This is a genomic window from Bacillus infantis (assembly GCF_020171945.1).
GTDB lineage: Bacteria > Bacillota > Bacilli > Bacillales > Cytobacillaceae > Bacillus_AB > Bacillus_AB infantis_A.
Map to the genome: position 1 here is coordinate 58995 of NZ_JAIVAP010000013.1, position 18569 is coordinate 77563.

Below are 18569 nucleotides of genomic sequence, written 5' to 3' on the forward strand. Positions count from 1 at the left end.
GCCTGTCCCCATTTTGAGCTGTATAGCAGCGGGGAAGGCACCTATTTTATTTCCGTTTCTTAAGGTAGATAGCGATAGCGATGGCAGCAGCCAGCAATAGGGCGGTGAGCAGGATGTAGGGAACCGCATCCATCCAATGAAAAGGTGCTTCATGGGCAAAAACGGCCTTTTGCCATTCATTTTCCGCAATTTCAACAGCTATGCCCTCGTCAGCTGGCAGATCTTTAATCTCAAAATACTTCGTTCCGATGGGGTATTCGTTGGAAGCATTCCCGTAGTAGTCACCCGTCATGTCGTCGGGCCGGGTTTCTACTTGGCCAATCTTCTTTTCGATTTGGCTTTCCGGCACTTTTTCCTCTGTCACTTCATAAACATTTCCATCCCAGACGACGAAAGGGTAGGCCCAGCTTAATGCCTGGGCGGAAGCTGCGAAAACAATCAAAGCGCATGGGAAAAAGAGCAGAGATCTTTTCATCATCACATCTGCGGCGCTTCCATCCCCATCATCGCCCATTCCTCTTTAGCAGGTCCGTAAACACCGGGAACCGCTAATCCTGCCTGGCGCATGAGGATGGTCATTTGTCCGCGATGGTGTGTTTGATGCTGGATGATGAAGAATAGAAGCTGTCCGTTTGACATTCTTTGGCCGAAAAAGTCTTTTTCTTCTTTGAGGGACTGGTCGGTCCATTGCTCCTTGACTGCATGGGCGAGAGCGATGCTCGCTTTTTGGTAGATGTCAGAGATGAATTTAGCTGATTGGGGGACCGGATAATCCTTGGCGGGTGCTTCAAAGGCGAGGCCTGTCTGTGAGGCGATCACACCAATGCTGGTTGCCGTATGCCAGGCAATCCTCCCAAGTGTCCAGTTCTGGGCAGTGACCTCCCGGGACAGAGATTCATCTGTCAGCTGGTCGAGGACCTTCTGTGTTGTATGCACTTCATAGTTCCATAGCTTTAAAAAACCATCCACTGTCTGAAACATCTTTATTCCTCCTCACTTCAATCTTTCACCAATATATTCCCTGCGTGATGATAATTACCTGTTTTTTCAAGAAAATACTTTTGGTGCAACTGAAATGCTGCTGATGATGGACTTTTTAACAGCATTGTAAAATGGTTTGCCCGCCCTGTAGAGATAATTAGGATGATAGGTTCGGAAAGCTTGAACAGGCAAGGATCCGCCTTTTAACCTTGCTAGTTTTCCAGCAGGTTCATGAGCGAGTTCATGATAGGTCAAATCCGGCCACTCGGCTTTAATGTATTGTTCATATCGCGGTCCGGTGAAAAATAAAACAACATCAGGCTTCAGAATCGCCAATTCCTCTTTGATAACAGGGAATGCTTTCTTTTGGATATCCACCAGACTCTTCCTGGGAGCGCCTTTGCTGCTTTCCTTTCCAAGCTTGATAAGATTATTCCAGACTATCTCCACACGCTTGTCCGGGTATGCTTCCTTAATTTCCCCGGTATAATCTTTTACCGTGTTCCAAAACGGCCCTCCATAGCGGAAGCACTTCCCCTCGCCAAAAAATCGGGAGTAGGTCCCCTGCAGCTCTTCTATGCCCTTAGAGCCCAGCCCGCCTTCCCATGTATTTGTTTCCTGGCCAAAAAACATCACTTTCAAGTCGGCTTTTAGATATTGTTCCTCATCGTTTATTTTCAGAAGAAGAGGGTTGCTGAGACTGTTTCCTTCAAGAGCTGTAAGCATGCCTGGATCGTACCTTTTATATAAATCATAGAGCTGTTGATTCAGCATAGTGTGCCACCTTTCTCTCTAACGTATATGGATAACCTTACCATAATATCAGAGAGGTTGAAGGGGTGAAGAAAAGGATCACATTCTCAAAGATCACAAACCGAACGGTTGACAAACTGCTTGTTCGCTACTATTATATAAAAAATATTGTTGTATAATTTCATAACAAAGCTATGAATGCCATGGGTCGTACTATGGCAGGAGCAGCTTCTGGAGAGACTGCGGGCTTCCGCGGCGCCGAAGGGTTCACCATCTCAGGCAAAAGGACAGAAGAGTATTGGATATACATTTGGCATGCCTTATGACTTGCCTTTATATTCGTTATTCTGATGATCAGGAGATTGGGGATGCCCCAGTCTCTTTTTTTATTACGTAGGAATTCATAGATTGTAAGGCTTGTGAGTATTTATCAATTCTTGATCAACGTCCAGCAGCTGCGCCGAGGTCGCAAGCCAAACCTCCCAAAAAGGCAAAGAACGCCTTTTCGGGAGGTTCGTCTTGAGGCCCCCAGGAAGCTGGTCATGCAGACGTTGCCACAGGACGTGGCGTTCTTAGTCTGCGTTCCTAAAGGGTGATCAAGGCGCTTTGCGCTTTTGTTCTTTCACTAAAACTTTATGTTCAACACTTCACATCCCAGGGGTCAGACCCTATTTTAAAGGGAGGAATCAGGAATGGAACAGCAGGAGTTAAAAAGAGATTTAGCCAATCGGCATGTACAATTGATCGCAATAGGCGGAACGATCGGGACAGGGTTGTTCCTGGGGTCGGGGAAAGCGAGCCAGCAGGCCGGCCCGTCCATCATCCTGGCGTATCTTCTCGTCGGTACAGCTCTGTTTTTTGTGATGAGGGCGCTCGGGGAGCTTCTGCTCTCTAAAGCGGGCTATCAGTCTTTCACAGACATCGCAGAGGACTATCTTGGGCCGCGGGCGGCATTTGTGACAGGCTGGACCTATTGGTTCTGCTGGATTATGACCGCGATGGCCGATGTGATCGCAGTCGGCGTCTATGTCCAATACTGGTTCGACATCCCGCAATGGGTGCCGGCTGTTATCTCCTTGGTCATTCTGCTCGGATTCAATCTGCTGACGGTCAAGCTGTTCGGGGAGTTGGAGTTCTGGTTTGCCCTTATAAAAGTAATCACCATCATTGGGTTAATTGCAGTCGGCATCATTCTGCTGATTACCGGATTTAAGACTGATGCGGGAACCGTTTCGCTGAGCAATCTCTGGGAGCATGGGGGAGCATTTCCGAACGGGGCGGCAGGCTTCTTATTTTCCTTCCAGATGGTAGTCTTTGCCTTCGTCGGCGTGGAGCTCGTGGGCGTATCGGCAGCGGAAACGAGCAACCCGCAGAAAAATATCCCGTCTGCCATCAATAAGATCCCGCTCCGCATCCTGTTTTTCTATGTGGGCGCCCTGGTTGTCCTTTTATCGATCAATCCATGGACGGACCTGAATGCAGCAGAAAGCCCGTTTGTGAAAACATTCAGCCTCATCGGAATCCCGGTTGCGGCAGGAATCATCAATTTCGTTGTGCTGACATCAGCGGCATCTGCCTGCAACAGCGGATTATTCTCGACGAGCCGGATTCTGTTCAACCTAAGCAAAAACAATCAGGCACCGGCACGCCTGAATAAGCTGAACAAGCAGCATGTGCCGGCCAATGCGCTCTGGCTGTCTGCACTGGTCGTATCCGCGGGGGCTCTTTTGAGCAAGCTTTTGCCAGGGCAGGCCTTTGCCATTGTGACGACCATCAGTGCAATCTGCTTCATCTGGGTATGGGGTGTCATCCTTATCTGCCATTTGAAATATAAGAGAACGCGCCCTGAGCTGCATGCGGCATCTGCATTCAAGGCGCCGTTCACTCCATTAGTGAACTATCTCGTCCTTGCATTATTTGCGATGATCCTCGTCATCATGCTGATTGCTGAAGAAACAAGGCCGGCGCTCCTGCTGACGCCTGTATGGTTCCTTCTGCTCTATGGGTTCTATTTTTACAGAGGGAAGAAGGAAGCAGCGCTTAAGGTAAAAGAAGTACATTAAGATGGCCATGATAATCTCCCTGAATTATGCTATAAAGAAAGGGCATAGAAATCAGCCAAAGGAGATTGAATGATGGAACAAGAATTGATTCTATGGTCAGACAGGATTTCGTATTTAACACCTGTTGGCCCGACAGACAGGCCGATTCTGATGGCTGTCTCAGGGGACAGGCATACATTGATGATAGATGCCGGCAATTCAGCGGCACATGCAAAGCTGTTTTTGGAAAAATTAAAAGAAGCGGGGAGGCCGCAGCCCACTCTGGCGGCCATCACCCATTGGCATTGGGACCATATCTTTGGGCTTGAAGCGCTGGATATTCCGTCGATTGCCTCTGCTGATACAAGGGTGGAGATGGAACAACTGGTCCCATTTAAGTGGGATGATCAATCACTGGCCAAGCGGGTTGAGGAGGGAGTTGAGATCCAATTCTGTGCGGACGCAATCAAGGAAGAATTCCCGCATCAGGAACGGCCTATCCGGATCAGCCTGCCGGACATAACATTCAAGGATGAAATGACGATCGACCTTGGCGGCATCACCTGCGTACTAAAGCAGGTGGGCGGAGACCATGCCCCTGACTCTGTGATTATTTATATAAAAGAAGAGCGGATGGTCTTTCTGGCCGATGCGACTGCGCCGAAAATGTACGCGCCCACCTGGCGCTACACAGCTCAGGCCACCCTCGATATGCTTGAAAAAATTGAAATATTCGACGCAGATACGTATATCATCTCCCACTGGAAGCCAATTACAAGAGAAGAATACCAGGCGGAAGCAGACCTGCTCCGGACTCTGGCCCACTTAGCGGCAGCTTACGGGGGCGATCAGGAAAAGATGGAAAAAGGGCTAGAAGCAGCCTATGGCCGGGAGCTTACCAATGAAGAACAAGAAACGCTTGTGTACTTTGTGAATGGCTTTAAAGGATAGGGGGATGAAGATGGCGAAAAAGAGATGGCTGGTAATTCTGCTGCTTCTATTAATCGCAGCAGGTGTATTGGATATCATGTTTGAGGGGCTGTTTTTTCAAATGCTGCCCGATTTAATCCAATCTAATTTAAGAGACATGCTTTAAGCCGAAAGGATGAAGAAGATGCTGAAGGAAGTGTGTGTGGAGAATCTGACTCTGATTCCTCAGAAGATTAACAAAGGCGCCCAGCGCGTGGAGCTGTGCGATAATCTCTCGGTCGGAGGGACAACCGTCAGCCATGGCGTTGCAGTGAAGGCAATTGAATATTGCCGCAGACATAACGTGGGAGTCATGGCGATGGTAAGGCCGAGGGGCGGGGATTTTGTTTATAACGCAGAAGAGATTGCGATTATGGAGGAAGACATTATTCATCTTAAGCACCTCGGCGCAGATGGCGTGGTATTCGGCTGCCTGACGGAGGATGGCTGGATTGATGAGGAAGCTATGAGCGCTCTATTGAACCTTGCGGATGGGCTTGAGACTGTCTTTCATATGGCGTTTGACCATATCCGGCATGACAAACAGCTGCAGGCCATCGATTGGCTCGCGGAGCATGATGTGGATCGTATTTTGACGCATGGAGGGCCAGCTAGTTCGGGGATTCTGGAGAATCTGCCGCGTCTTCAGGAGTATATTGATCATGCTGCCGGCAGAATTACTATCATGCCGGGCGGGGGGATTACGGATGAGAATCTGCCTGAGATTGCTGCGGAGCTAAATGTTCGGGAAGCTCATGGGACTAGGATTGTTGGGTGAGTGGAATTAGTGAGGAGGGGGACCGGACTGGAGCCGGTCTCTTTTTTGCGCCCGCAAGATGGGCAGGTCGCAAATATATCGAGAAAGTCGCAAATAAAAATTTAAAGTTGCAAATATATTCCAGAAGTCGCAAATATCTTCCGAAAGTCGCAAATAAACTCAAAAACTCGCAAATAAGCGTCGGCACCTCCTTTTTACGAGGAGAAAAAATCACTCATTAAATAGAATATATGCTCTTCCGGCACCCTATTACAGAGAGTGTTGACAAAACGTCAACACTCTCTGTAATATTAATAGAAGTGACATAGCTAGAAAGGAAAGAGAGCATGGCAGAGAATAGCAAGGAAATTGGCGGGCTTCTGAAGGGGCTGCTGAAAGAGCGGTCACTGTCGATGAGGAAGCTGGGCCAGATGGCGGGGATTGATCCGGCGGTGATCTCAAAGATCGTCAACGGAAAGCGCAAGGCGACTCCTGAGCACCTGCAGCGGTTTGCCGAGCATTTGAGCGTTCCGATCTCCAGATTATACGAGGCTGCAGGCTATCCAGTCGGCCCCGCATCAGAGCGCAATGACTCAATTGGCCAAATTCAGGATATCCTTGAAACGGCCCAGCTGATGGACGGGGAGTTCCGCCTCGAAGATGTGAAAGAAGAGCTGGCTAGATTTGAAGAGCTTTCACAGACAGGGGAAGGGGCCGGCACGATCCTCAGCCAGTTTGATGAGAAGGTCAAAAAAGTGGCAGGCATGGGACCCTTTATCCAGCAGCTGCAGGACATGTACGAGAAGTTCTCCCTGAAAAAAGGGACAAAGACGGAGCTTGCCCTGATGGGAGGAGCCCTCCTTTACTTCATTGCCGCTGTTGACTGCATCCCGGATTACCTCTTTCCGGTCGGATATTTAGACGATGCAGTGGTGATCCATTGGGCCATGAACGCCCTTCCGATGAAAAAAACAAAGACCATATAAAGGATTGGAGATAACATGAGCAGACTAGCACGCAAGAAAAAGAAAAAACGCGGATGGAAAGTATTAACTGTCCTGATGCTGCTGATTGTGGCAGCCGGCGGCTATTTCGTCTACCAATACCAGGCGGGTGTCGACATGGCAGACCCGGTGAAGGCAAAGCAGCAGGAGGAGATTGAGTTCAACGGGGTGAAAAGCCTCGATGAAAAGATTAATGTCCTTCTGCTTGGGGTCGATGCACGTCCGGATGAAGAAAAGTCCCGCACTGACTCCATCATGGTCGCACAATATGATCCGAAGGAAGGAACGGCAAAGGTCATTTCCGTGATGAGGGATATCTACACTGAGATCCCCGGTTATAAAAACTATAAACTCAATACCGCCTTCTATCTGGGCGGGCCGGACCTGCTCCGCGAAACGCTGAAAAATGATTTTGACCTGGATATAGAGTATTACGCTATGATTGATTTCAAAGGTTTTGAAAAAGTGGTCGATGCCCTTGCTCCGGAAGGCATCGAAATCGATGTGGAAAAACAGATGTCCGCCAACATAGGTGTCTCCCTCGAGCCTGGGCTTCAAAGGCTGAATGGGCAGGAACTGCTTGGATATGCCCGCTTCCGCAAAGATGCCGAAGCTGATTTCGGACGCGTCCGCCGCCAGCAGCAGGTCATCAATGCCATGAAGGACCAGCTCCTGAGTGCCAATGGCGTCCTCAAACTGCCGAAGATGCTTGGCACCGTGCAGCCATATATCCAGACAAACCTTAAGGGTACAGATCTTCTCGGCCTGATGAAGAGCCTCGCCCTGAAACAGCCGGAGACAGTGGAAACCCTGACCATTCCCGTCGAGAATTCATATACAGACCAAAGATATGACGGAATCGGACTGGCGCTCGATATCGACTTTGAACAGAACACAGAAGCCATCCAGGCGTTCCTGGATGGAGAGCCAGCCAGTGTTGAAACCGGCACAACGGCTGAATAAAGAGAAGGCTGCAGGCTTCCTGGGGGAAGTGCTGCAGCCTTTTTGTTTTTTGTCTAATCGTTGCGATTTACAGCATGGTATGCTATGTATGAAGGATATAAAAGAACGGGTGATGGATATGAGTATGAAAATTTTATTTATTGCTCCCTATCAGGCCATGTCGAATTTGATTGAGCAGTGCAGGGTGGAAGCGGGGGTTGATGTGGATGTAAAGGTGGCAAACCTGGAGGAGGCAGTCCCGATCGCCTCTCAGGCTGAACGTGATGGCTATCATGTGATTATCAGCCGCGGGGGTACAGCCAAAAGAATAGAGAAATATACCAATCTTCCGGTTATTGATGTACATATTTCAGGCTATGATATGCTCAGGGTACTTACGCTCGCCAATGATTTTCCAGGTAAGAAAGCAATTGTGGGCTTTTCGAATATCACCCTCGGAGCGAAGACGATCACGGATATACTGGAGATTCCGACAGAGGTATATACGGTTGAACAGGCGGAGGAAGTTGATATGCTCGTCCCTCAATTAAAGGAGCAGGGCTTCAGGGTCATTATGGGGGATGTGGTTACCGTCAATGTGGCCGACCGCCATGGCCTGGAAGGCATACTGATCCAGTCGGGGAGGGAGGCCATCTTTGATGCTTTCCAAAGGGCAGGCAGTGTTACGGCCTTATTCCAAAAGAAACAGGCAGAAATCGAGATACTCAAGGCCGCACTTGGAAAAATAGGCACCGATCTCATTATCGTGGATGAGGATAAGAAGATTGTGTTTGAGCAATGGGGAGCAATCGATCCTTCATCCCTTCCTTTTGAACCACATTCCCTCACAGCCCAGCAGGTGGATGGAGCATTCAGCTCCACAATCATGGAAGATGAAGCCGGAGGAAAAGTAAAGATGCAGTCTTCGCCATTGGTGACACAAGGAAAGCGGTATGATCTCCGCAGCTTCAGTAAGCTTCAAAATGAACGTACGGATAGCTCCGGCTGGCTGGAATCCGTCTCCCAGCCTCCTCTGATCATTCATGAAAGCAAGCCTATGAGGGATAGCCTGCAGGATGTGGCGGATCATATCCAAAAGAACAAGTGGAACCTGATTGGCGAAAAAGGGACAGGCAAACGGGATTTGGCCCGCTATATCCATCATCAGAAACATCAGGGGCAAGGCTTGCTGCAGATGATTGATGCGGCTGAAGCGGCCCTCGGGAATGTTCAGCTCGATGAGGATATGACAACCGTCTATATAACCGGCACCAAGAACATGGAGCACATCCAGGTAAAGAACTTGATAGACTTGGCTGAAGTTTGGATCAGAACCGGTAAAACTGTGATTATTGCCCATGAAGAGGAGGATTCTCTTTTTCACAGCTGGTTATTTGATGAAAATGCCGCGCGTATTTACCTGCCGGCTCTCAGGGAACGAAAGGCAGATATCAGGGCAATCACCGCTTATTTTATTGCAGAATCACATCAGGAGAAGGGAACATCCCCGATCAAGATTAAGGAAGACGCATTCCAGCTGCTCGAAACCTACAGCTGGCCAGGCAATATTTCTGAGCTGAAGAGTGTGGTCTTCGACGCAGCCGGGAATGAAAATGGCTATGTGCTGCAAAAAGAAACAATAGATGCCCTTCTGGATAAGAAACAGAAGGAAGGAACAGCCCTTCCGGAAAGTTTCCTTGAGGGCACATTAGAACAAATCGAAAAAAGAATCATTCAGGAGTGTATGGTTCAGGAAAACTTCAATCAGACTAAGGTGGCAAAACGGCTTGGGATTAACCGTTCCACCTTATGGCGCAGGCTTAAGGATTAATTAAGCCTGTTTTTTATATTTATATATGTTTAAAAATGCAACGTTTTTTAGATGTTGAAGATAAACGCATCACTTTTTTCGTGAAAACCATTGCAAAATCCAATGAAAACGATTACTATAAGTTTGTAAACGATTTCAGTATGTTTTAAATTTCAACAATGATAAAGGGGATGCTATACTATGAGAATAAAGGCAGGTCTTGAAAGAATTCCCGGCGGCATGATGGTTGTTCCACTGTTGCTTGCTGCCACTATAAATACATTTGCTCCAAATCTACTAAGAATCGGCAACTTTACTGAAGCCTTATTTGTAAACGGTGCCAGCACGCTGATCGCATTGTTCCTCCTATGTACAGGGGCTCAGATTAATGTAAAATCCTTCGGGGTTTCCGTGGGAAAAGGCGCCACACTGCTTGCAACCAAATGGGCAGTCGGTGCAGTCGCAGGTTTGATTGCTTATATGTTTGCCGGTGATAACGGATTGTTCCTTGGACTTGCTCCAATTGCTGTCATTGCCGCAATGACAAATAGCAACGGCGGTCTGTTCGTTGCCCTTGTAGGACAGTACGGCAGCAAAGAAGACCGTGCGGCTTACTCACTGCTGGCTTTGAATGATGGCCCTTTCCTGACAATGGTTGCACTATCGATTTTCGGTGCTATGGGCTTTGTAAACGGAATGTTCTCTTTCCAATCTTTCATTGCTGTTCTTCTTCCAATCGTGGTCGGAATGGTGCTTGGAAACCTGGATGATGAAATGCGCACCTTCCTTGATAAAGGCAGCTCTATGCTGATCCCTTTCTTCGCCTTTGCGCTTGGTATGGGAATCGACTTCGGCGCTATCGTCAATGGCGGTCTGACAGGTGTTGTTCTTGGCTTCCTGACTGTTTTTGTAACAGGAACTGCCGGCTACTTCGTCTTCAAAGCATTGAAATGGAACCCAATTGTTGGGGCAGCAGAAGGCTCAACTGCAGGGAATGCGGTAGCAACTCCAGCTGCAATCGCAGCGGCAAGCGCGAGCTTTTCCCAGTATGCTGATCTGGCGACAGTCCAGGTCGCAGCTTCCACAGTAACAACAGCAATCCTTCTGCCATTGTATATCGCCTTCCTCGTGAAGCGAATGGAGAAAAAAGGGTATGATTTCAGCAAAGAGGTTAACCGGTAATTTTACGGTAATATAGAAGAAATTCCAGCAACTAAGGGTGTGACTGCATTGAAAACAAAAATGGGAATTATCGCTGATGATCTGACTGGCTCAAATGATTCAGGCGTCCAATTGGCGAAAAAAGGATTCAACTCCACCGTTGTCATGGATATCGACACCAATGTCCACTCTCATACAGATGTGCTGATTGTCGATACCGACAGCCGCGGGAAGACGGAAGCAGCCGCATACGAAGCAGTGTTAAAAGCTGCTTCTCTTCTTTTTCAGCAAGGGTACGATCATGTCTATAAAAAGGTCGACTCCACACTAAGGGGAAATATTGCGGCCGAGCTGGCGTCAGTAGTTCATATTTACGAGCCGGAAGCTGTAGTGGTTGCCCCGGCATTCCCTAAGCTGAACCGTACAACGCTGAACGGGAAACATTATGTAAACGGCCAGCTGATCACGGAAACGGAATTCGGGCGCGATCCGAAGACGCCTGTAACAGAAAGCTATATACCTGATCTGCTAAAGGGGATCGTTAAGGAAAAGATTGTACTGCTAGATGCTTCTCTGTTAAGGGGGCCAAAGTATGAAGTCGTTTCTTTTATTGAAAATGAGCTCAGTTCAGGAACTGCCTGGTTTGTTTGCGATGCAGAGACGGAGACAGACCTGGAGCAGATTGCCGGGATATTTGCCGGCTTGGAAAAGAAAACAGTTTGGGCCGGCTCAGGCGGATTGATTGAATATCTCCCTGAAGCATTGAAGCTTGATCCAGAGGTCGGGCAGCAACAAGAAGAGATTTCCGTCCAGCAGACATTGATTGTCTCCGGCAGCTTGTCCGCTGTAACGAGAAGCCAGCTTGAGAGCCTTAAGCATGAAGAACAAAGCTGCTTTATCGAAGTAAATCCCGTTGATTTAGTAAAAGATAGCCTTGATATAGACAGTCTTTTGAAAGAAGCAGGAAATGCAGAGGGAGACAGCCAGTTCATTCTGTACGTCGATTCCTCGGAGGAAAATCGGATGCTGGCGAAGGAAGCGGGGGCTGCGGAGAATCTTACCGCAAACCAAGTCAGTGAGAGGATTGCCACTGGGCTGGGAAAGGCGGCCCGCATCTTTTTAGAAAAAGCAGATAAAATTGATGGCCTCATTTTAACCGGTGGGGATACAGCGAAAGCTGTATGCCAGGAGCTGGGTGTGAGTGAAATGGAGCTTCTTTCCGAAGTAGAACCGGGACTGCCGTTTGGCAGGATCAAGAGCGGTGCCCGGAATTACTGGGCTGTAACGAAGGCAGGCGGTTTCGGCAAGGAAGATTCTTTGATGAATGCGGTAAATTATATGATCGAAAGGGTTGAGAAATGTGAATCAAAATAAACCAACAGTAGGAATCACAATGGGAGATGCAGCGGGAGTCGGACCGGAAATTATTTTAAAAACACTTGCGGATCAGGAAATCTACCAGATCTGCAACCCGCTTGTCATCGGGGACCGCAAAATCCTTGAACGCGCAAAGGGCTTTGTAGACAGCAAATTAACGATCGAAACAGTGAACGAACAGGATCTGGAAGGGCTGGACTACCAGCTGGGCACTGTCTATTGCCTGGACCTGGATCTATTGCCGGCAGACCTTCCTGTAGGGCAGGTATCACCTGAAGCGGGACATGCTGCATTTGAATTCGTCCGGACAGCGATTGAGCTTGCGGAGCAAAAGAAAATTGCTGCCATCTGTACAGCTCCGTTGAACAAGGAAGCGATGCAAAAAGGCGGCCATAAGTATCCAGGCCATACAGAAATTCTGGCAGACCTGACGAACACTCAGGATTACTCCATGATGCTTTCCGCTCCTAATTTGAAGGTCATCCATGTCACAACACATGTCGGCATCCTGGATGCGGTAAAAATGATTAACCCTGAGCGTGTCTACCATGTCATCAAGCTAGCGCACGAGACACTGACCAAAGCGGGAATCGATTCACCGAAGATTGCCGTCTGCGGAATCAATCCTCATGCCGGTGAAAATGGATTGTTCGGCTATGGTGAAGAAGAAGAAAAGGTCATCCCTGGCGTGGAAAAAGCGCAGGCAGAAGGAATCAATGCGATTGGCCCGCTTCCAGCTGACACTCTATTCTTCCGTGCTGTCCGCGGTGACTTTGACATCGTTGTGGCAATGTACCACGACCAGGGCCACGGTCCAGTGAAGGTGCTTGGCCTTGATGCCGGCGTTAACATCACCGTCGGACTGCCGATCATCCGGACAAGCGTCGACCATGGCACAGCCTTTGATATCGCCGGCAAAGGAATTGCTGACGAGAAGAGCCTGGTGGAAGCGATGAGACAGGCAGTGGAATTGGCGCCTAAGTCCGTATAATCAAAAACAGGAAAAAAGCTTGGATGCGATGGTATCCAAGCTTTTTTCATTATGCCTCTTTTACAGCAGCGTGGCCTCCAGCAGTACTCTGCTTATCCGCCATCCTCCGATAAATCAGTGCCACAATCAGCGAAGGCACCGTACACACCAGCATTCCGAGGAACGCATATCTCGGCTCGATCTCATACAAGTATCCGCCAAAGATGGTGAAGACTGCCGTGCTCCAGCTGAGGGCGAGAGCGGAGTAGATGCCCTGGGCGATCGGGACATCCTTCGGCGGGATGTATTGGATCATGTATTTCATGAATGCATAATGCCCCATGGCAAAAGAGAGGGCGTGCAGGACCTGCGATACCGAGAACATCTCCACATTCGGGAAGGCGAACACAAGGATCCAGCGAACGGTACTCCCGAGTGCTGCCAGTGCCAGCAGGGAGCCCGGCGATACATTGCGGAAGACACGGTCAGCGATCAGGAAGAACAGGATTTCGGCAATGACGCCGATGTTCAGGATTGCCCCAATCAGGTATTTCGGCGCGTCGATTTCCTGCAGGAAAATATAGCCGTAGTTGTAATAAGAAGCATGTGCTGCCTGCAGCAGGATGACGATCACGAGCACAATCGCGAAATGCTGGGCCTTGAACGGCCTCAGCAGCGAGCCTCTGCTCCCGGCATCCGCCTTTGGCTTCTGTGACAGCACATCAGGAGCCTGCATCATTCCCAGGCAGACGAGCATAAAGACACCGAACAGCAGCCCCCAGAGGATGAAGCCGTCCCCGAACCGCCCTGTGAACATCGTCAGGATCAGGCCGCTGATAATGAATCCCAGAGATCCCCATGACCGGCTCTTGCCATAATTCTTCAGCTGCTTATGCTGCACAAGCACACCGGCAGCCGTATCCATCGCCGGCATCAGGGTCGGATAAAAGAAGTGCAGAAAAAGCACTGCAGCAAGCAAAGTCGAATACGAATCAGCCGGGATACAAAGCAGCAAAATAACGAACGTCCCGATGCCCATTCCATTGATCAGTACCTTGCTGCTGAATTTTCCTGACAGATAGGGAAAGGCAAACAGCGTCGACAAGCCGCGCACCACAAGCCCGAGGCTCATGATCAGGCTCGCCTGGCCAACCGTCATTCCCTTTGTATGAATCATCCACCCGGTCCAATAAGGAAGGAAAATCCCCCAGGTAAAAAAGAAACTAAAAAATTGTCTACTCATCCAGCGTTGTGAATTCATCGTTCATTCCTCCAATGATTGCATCATACCAAGAGGAAAAGTAAAATAATATGAGATATCTCATATTATGAGTCTGTTTTGAAGAAAAAGGAAGAGGGGATGCAAAATGAAAAAAGTCCAGCAGAAAGAAAAACAGCGTTACCTCGAGAAACACAGCATTGCCCATCTTTTCTCATTCCCTATAGAAGAAGGCGTAGAAGTCCACGAATACCAGCGCGACGAATGGATCATCCGCGAAGGCATGCGCCCTGACTATCTTTTCTATGTGATCGAAGGAAAAGCCAAAATCTACATCACCTACCAAAATGGCAAAGCATCCCTTATCAACTTCATTAACACCCATGACTATATCGGCGAGATGGAGCTCTTACATGAGGTCTACTACACAAAAGGCATCCAGGCCTCCACCCGCACCATCTGCTTCGCCATCCCCCTAAGCCAATACCGGAACCAAATGCTTGAGGACGCACTATTCCTGCGCGAACTGACCAAATTCCTCAGCCTCAAAGCCACCCATATGGCTGCTAAATACTCCCAAAGCCTCGCCTTCCCGCTCGAAAACCGCCTCGCAGACTTCATCCTGCAGACGGCGGACGGGGATGTGTATAAAGAGAAGCATGTGACCGTCTGCGACTTCCTCGGAGTTTCCTATCGGCATCTGCTGCATGTACTCGCCCAGTTCTGTGAGCAGGGATACCTGCGGAAGGAAGGGATGCGGTACTTGATTGAGGGGCGGGGAAAGCTGGATGACTTGGCAGGGGTTTTGAGGAACCAGGGGGACAGGTCCCTTGGCTCTTTTTAAAAATGGGCCAGGGGGTCTGTCCCCCCGGCTTTAGAAGAGCTGGCCGACTTATTGGAGATTATTCACTCATTAGCTCATCACCATGAATCTTCCATTGAAGAGGTAGAGAAGGTGCGTGAGAAGAAAGCAGAGAAGCGCGGAGGGTTTAAAGAGAGAATATTATTGATTGAGGTTGAAGATTGATGATAAAAGAAATTACGATATATTAATTGATTTAAATGTTTCATGTGAAACATTCTGAATTAAACAAAAACAAGGCGATGCTTCCCAAACTAGATTAAGAGGTGGGCGCAGGCAACAGCCGGTAAGATTTAAGCCCTTTTATTGGGTTGCCTATTATCATAGCTAAAATGATGGCGAATGAAGTGGATATTGTTAAGAATCGGAGTGGCCGGTTGGAACGGTGGAACTGAGGTTTGAGAAGGAGTTTGGGCAATTTCTTGGTTGGAGGGACAGGAGATTAAAGGATAAAGGAGAAAAATTAGTTAGGGTGGTACCCTGTTCCTTTGTCTTAAAAGTGCCTGCATCTACATGATATAATGCACTAAATAACAACAAACAGGAGTGAGAAGCAGTGATCAATTATGATGGGCGTTCTTTTGTGTCAGTTGAAAATACAGAGAATGGAGAGGTTTCCTCAAAGACTTTCTTTGTCTACAGGCAGGAGGGGCATATCATCTCGGCAGCCTATGGCGGCGGCGATATTGTACAAGGGACGCTGATTGGGCTTGTGAAGGAAGATGGCTGCCTGGAATTCCGGTATAATCACGTGAACAGCAGGGATGAGATCAGAGGCGGAAAATGTGTATCTACTCCTGAAATATTGCCGGACGGAAGAATCAGGCTGTACGAAAAATGGCAATGGCTTGATGATGAAAGCACTGAGGGGAGTTCAATCATTGAGGAAGTTGTTGTGTGAAACTGGTGAAATGAGAGCGGTATGAGAGGGCTTGTTTTTGATAGGTAGTCAGGTTCTTTTTTTTACAAAGAAAGATGGCATACTCATAGTGATTGTATAATTGTATAAAAAGGGGTGTGAAATGGGACTTCATACTATCAATATTAAGGAACGGATGAATTATTATCAGGTAAAGGGGCTAAGCCTGGTTCTAATTGAAGATGGTCAGATGAGTACAGAGGAGCTGCATGGCCTGAGGAAAGCGGGAACCACTAATTCAGTTCAAGGTGATTCCATTTTTAATGCCTGCTCAATGAGTAAGTTTCTAACGGGGATACTTGTTATGGTATTAGCGGGTCGAGGGGCTCTTGATTTAGATGAGGATATAAACCTCAGGCTTAAAAGCTGGAAGGTCCCTAATAATAGACTCACTGCTAATAATAAAGTTACTTTGCGCCAGCTGCTCAGCCATCATTCGGGAGTGGTGGATCCGGATGGCAGTTTCCCAGAACTTAATTTGAAGGATGAAGTGCCCTCAATAGTTGAGTTATTAGAGGGAAAGACTGCTTATTGCATGGGACCTATTGAGGCGGCATATGAGCCAGGGAGTGAATTTCATTATTCAGATGCCGGCTATTGCATCGTGCAGCTGCTGATTGAAGATGTGACTGGAAGATCATTTGAGGATCTCGCAAATGAGTTGATTTTTAAGCCTTTAAAAATGGAGAACAGCTCTTTTCCAAGGCTGATTTCTGGTGAAAATTACGCTTGCGGACATGACAAAAAGGGACAGGTGATTGAGGGAAACTATTCTATCTATCCATATCCAGCGGCATCGGGACTTTGGACAACCCCTGCTGAATTAGCCGGGCTGGTTATTGAGTTGATGAATGCTATAAATGGTAAGAGCAAAATAGGTCTCTCTGCAGAGGAAGCAAAGGAAATAATCCAGCAGCAAGGCAAAGACTGGGCAGGTCTGGGTGTGTTTTTAGACGGGTCGGATAAAGAGCTTGAAATCTCCTCCCTTGGATGGGGAGCCGGCTTTCAATGTATGATGGCTGCTTATCCATATAAGGGCGCGGGCGTTGTCATCATGATGAATACGGACTTGGAGGTTCATCAGATGAAGGGGATTATTGGAGAGATTTATCGTTCTTTATCTATCTGATTCATTTTGGCTGAGTAGGGACTTAACATACTAATAGCCTTGACCATAACAAAGGAACCTGTTCCCGATTTAGGGACAGGTTCTTTTAATTCGCTGGCTCCAGGAAGGAAAACCCCTTTGTCACGCCGAACAATAGAGCATTAAGCAGAAAAAGAAAGTGAGGATCTGACAATGGTTGAAGTCTATAATCGCATAGACGAATTCACAAAAATCCATGATGAGTTTATTCGCGGCTGGAGCCATGCTATGAAATCAGGGGATACATCCCTGGTGGAAAGGATGGCAGATGATTATTATGTGGCCTTTTTCAATGGTGAAAGTGAAAAACCAGTCTTTTTCACGAAGCAAGAAGCAGTAGATGGCATGGGACAATCGGTCACACATTTTCTGGGGGCAGAGAAGCGGTTTGAGAACAGGGTCATCAGACTAAGAAATAATGAAAATGCTGTCGTGTTTTATGAACAGTTGATTGTGAAGGATGGGGAGATACTGGCAAGGTTGTTTACCATTGAAAATTGGGGCCTGATTAACGGGAGATGGATGGTTACAAGGGAGATAGAAGAAGCAGTTAACTAGCCAACATCATTTTATATTTGAAAGGGGAAACCATTTTGAAGCAGACCTTATTGGTAATTGATGCCCAGCAGGCATTGATTGATGGAAGTCATGGAGAGAGCAGTCCGGTTTTTAATAAAGAGCAGCTGATCCGAAATATCAATCTGGTTATTGGCAAAGCAGGGGAATCGGGTGTTCCTGCCGTTTTTGTCAGAGACCTTGATATTGCGGGAGGAGAAGGCGAGGGATTTCAGGTCCATAATGGAATTCAGGTTCCTGAGGATGCGGTGATTTTCAATAAGACGGCCACTAACTCCTTTCATGGGACAGAGCTCTTAGAGCATTTGCGTTCCCAAGAGATTGAGCATCTTGTGATTATGGGCTGTGCCACACAGTACTGCATTGACACTGCGGTTAGAACGGCGACAGTCAGCGGCTTTGATGTCACTTTAGTAGGTGATGGCCATTCAACAGCGGACAGTGACGTGCTGCCGGCCGAACAGATCATCAAGCATCATAACAGAACCTTGCATGGCCATTACAATGTAGAGCACTTTTCTATTGTGAGGAATGCCGAGGAAGATTTGTTCAGTCCTATTCATGACTCGCATAGATAAGAGCCAGGGGGACAGGTCCCTTGGCTCTTTTTGAGGCTGGGCCAGGGGGCCCAACCCCTTGGCCTATTTATAAATGATATCGTCTTTAAGCGCTGCAACCTTCTCCAGTGCCTGGCCAATATCAGATTCTTCAACTCCATAATGGGCAAGGGCATCATGAAGATGTGTGGCAATCGCATTAAAATGCTCCGGCTGGATATTCATCCCTTCATGAGCCTTTGCCATCGACTTGCCAGTGTAGTTCTTAGGGCCGCCAAGGGCAAAGCTGATGAACTTCGTTTGATGCTGCTTCTGTTTTTCAATGTCTGTATTTACAAAAAAATGCTGGACCGTTTCATCCTTCAGGACCAATTCCTCGTAAAAATAATCCACTACCTTGGCAACGGCTTCTTCTCCGCCTACTTTTTCGTATAAGGATTGTGCTTGGGCCATATGTATTACCTCCAGTGTTTACTCACTCGTTAGGTTTTCCAAACGGGCTCTAGCTATTCGTATTGGAGCC

At 48.0% G+C, this 18569-nt stretch carries 20 protein-coding genes, 1 pseudogene and 1 riboswitch; of the genes and pseudogenes, 16 read left to right on the forward strand and 5 right to left on the reverse strand.

Going from position 1 to position 18569, the window contains the following annotated elements; all coding sequences use genetic code 11:
* Positions 1–46 precede the first annotated feature (46 nt).
* From LCM00_RS16790 to LCM00_RS16800, 3 genes are all read right to left on the reverse strand, one after another.
* On the reverse strand, positions 47–478 hold the full coding sequence (locus tag LCM00_RS16790; protein WP_224904212.1) for a hypothetical protein: 432 nt from the start codon (positions 476–478) through the stop codon (positions 47–49).
* Positions 478–981: a DinB family protein gene (locus LCM00_RS16795; protein WP_224904214.1), complete on the reverse strand. Its 504-nt coding sequence runs from the start codon at positions 979–981 to the stop codon at positions 478–480. The genes LCM00_RS16790 and LCM00_RS16795 overlap by 1 nt, the downstream gene beginning before the upstream one ends.
* A 66-nt stretch (positions 982–1047) precedes the next feature.
* Complete coding sequence (locus LCM00_RS16800; RefSeq protein WP_224904216.1) at positions 1048–1755, reverse strand: hypothetical protein; 708 nt, start codon at positions 1753–1755, stop codon at positions 1048–1050.
* A 200-nt stretch (positions 1756–1955) separates the two neighbouring features.
* Positions 1956–2035, forward strand: a riboswitch (glycine riboswitch).
* A gap of 391 nt (positions 2036–2426) precedes the next feature.
* Here LCM00_RS16800 and LCM00_RS16805 point away from each other — a divergent pair.
* From LCM00_RS16805 to pdxA, 10 genes are all read left to right on the forward strand, one after another.
* Positions 2427–3797: an amino acid permease gene (locus LCM00_RS16805; protein WP_224904218.1), complete on the forward strand. Its 1371-nt coding sequence runs from the start codon at positions 2427–2429 to the stop codon at positions 3795–3797.
* Positions 3798–3866: 69 nt separating this feature from the next.
* Positions 3867–4727 carry an MBL fold metallo-hydrolase gene (locus LCM00_RS16810; protein WP_224904221.1) on the forward strand — a complete coding sequence of 287 codons (861 nt, stop codon included), beginning with the start codon at positions 3867–3869 and terminating at the stop codon, positions 4725–4727.
* 10 nt (positions 4728–4737) lie between these two features.
* Complete coding sequence (locus LCM00_RS24685; RefSeq protein ID WP_263623401.1) at positions 4738–4872, forward strand: hypothetical protein; 135 nt, start codon at positions 4738–4740, stop codon at positions 4870–4872.
* Positions 4873–4890: 18 nt separating this feature from the next.
* Positions 4891–5523, forward strand: a complete 633-nt coding sequence (locus LCM00_RS16815; protein ID WP_224904379.1) for a copper homeostasis protein CutC — start codon at positions 4891–4893, stop codon at positions 5521–5523.
* Positions 5524–5849: 326 nt separating this feature from the next.
* The gene (locus LCM00_RS16820) at positions 5850–6488 is read left to right on the forward strand and encodes a DUF1232 domain-containing protein (protein WP_224904223.1); all 639 of its coding nucleotides are present in this window, start codon (positions 5850–5852) and stop codon (positions 6486–6488) included.
* 15 nt (positions 6489–6503) lie between these two features.
* Complete coding sequence (locus LCM00_RS16825) at positions 6504–7469, forward strand: LCP family protein (protein WP_224904225.1); 966 nt, start codon at positions 6504–6506, stop codon at positions 7467–7469.
* A 49-nt stretch (positions 7470–7518) separates the two neighbouring features.
* Positions 7519–9279, forward strand: a complete 1761-nt coding sequence (locus LCM00_RS16830; RefSeq protein WP_224904228.1) for a sigma-54-dependent transcriptional regulator — start codon at positions 7519–7521, stop codon at positions 9277–9279.
* A gap of 180 nt (positions 9280–9459) precedes the next feature.
* On the forward strand, positions 9460–10440 hold the full coding sequence (locus LCM00_RS16835; RefSeq protein WP_009794638.1) for a 2-keto-3-deoxygluconate permease: 981 nt from the start codon (positions 9460–9462) through the stop codon (positions 10438–10440).
* A 39-nt stretch (positions 10441–10479) separates the two neighbouring features.
* The gene (locus tag LCM00_RS16840) at positions 10480–11793 is read left to right on the forward strand and encodes a four-carbon acid sugar kinase family protein (protein ID WP_224904230.1); all 1314 of its coding nucleotides are present in this window, start codon (positions 10480–10482) and stop codon (positions 11791–11793) included.
* Between the two features lie 19 nt (positions 11794–11812).
* Entirely contained in the window at positions 11813–12787 is a 975-nt protein-coding gene (pdxA, locus tag LCM00_RS16845) for a 4-hydroxythreonine-4-phosphate dehydrogenase PdxA (RefSeq protein ID WP_263623405.1), read from the forward strand.
* Positions 12788–12836: 49 nt separating this feature from the next.
* On the opposite strand, the gene LCM00_RS16850 is transcribed toward pdxA, so the two are convergent.
* On the reverse strand, positions 12837–14027 hold the full coding sequence (locus LCM00_RS16850; RefSeq protein ID WP_224904235.1) for an MFS transporter: 1191 nt from the start codon (positions 14025–14027) through the stop codon (positions 12837–12839).
* A 106-nt stretch (positions 14028–14133) separates the two neighbouring features.
* Between LCM00_RS16850 and yeiL the strand changes: the two genes are divergently transcribed.
* From yeiL to LCM00_RS16880, 6 genes and pseudogenes are all read left to right on the forward strand, one after another.
* The gene (yeiL, locus tag LCM00_RS16855; RefSeq protein WP_224904237.1) at positions 14134–14829 is read left to right on the forward strand and encodes a transcriptional regulator YeiL; all 696 of its coding nucleotides are present in this window, start codon (positions 14134–14136) and stop codon (positions 14827–14829) included.
* Positions 14830–14856: 27 nt separating this feature from the next.
* Positions 14857–15012, forward strand: a pseudogene (locus LCM00_RS16860) (nucleoside triphosphate pyrophosphohydrolase); the annotation flags it as partial.
* Between the two features lie 391 nt (positions 15013–15403).
* Entirely contained in the window at positions 15404–15748 is a 345-nt protein-coding gene (locus LCM00_RS16865; RefSeq protein ID WP_224904239.1) for a n-acetylglutamate synthase, read from the forward strand.
* Positions 15749–15869: 121 nt separating this feature from the next.
* Entirely contained in the window at positions 15870–16895 is a 1026-nt protein-coding gene (locus tag LCM00_RS16870; RefSeq protein WP_224904381.1) for a serine hydrolase domain-containing protein, read from the forward strand.
* A gap of 171 nt (positions 16896–17066) precedes the next feature.
* Positions 17067–17471 carry a hypothetical protein gene (locus LCM00_RS16875; RefSeq protein ID WP_224904242.1) on the forward strand — a complete coding sequence of 135 codons (405 nt, stop codon included), beginning with the start codon at positions 17067–17069 and terminating at the stop codon, positions 17469–17471.
* 35 nt (positions 17472–17506) lie between these two features.
* A complete protein-coding gene (locus LCM00_RS16880; protein WP_224904244.1) occupies positions 17507–18067 on the forward strand; it encodes a cysteine hydrolase family protein in 561 nt (186 codons plus the stop codon).
* 63 nt (positions 18068–18130) lie between these two features.
* Here LCM00_RS16880 and LCM00_RS16885 read toward each other — a convergent pair whose 3' ends face one another.
* Positions 18131–18499 carry a group I truncated hemoglobin gene (locus tag LCM00_RS16885; protein WP_224904246.1) on the reverse strand — a complete coding sequence of 123 codons (369 nt, stop codon included), beginning with the start codon at positions 18497–18499 and terminating at the stop codon, positions 18131–18133.
* Between the last annotated feature and the right edge of the window lie 70 nt (positions 18500–18569).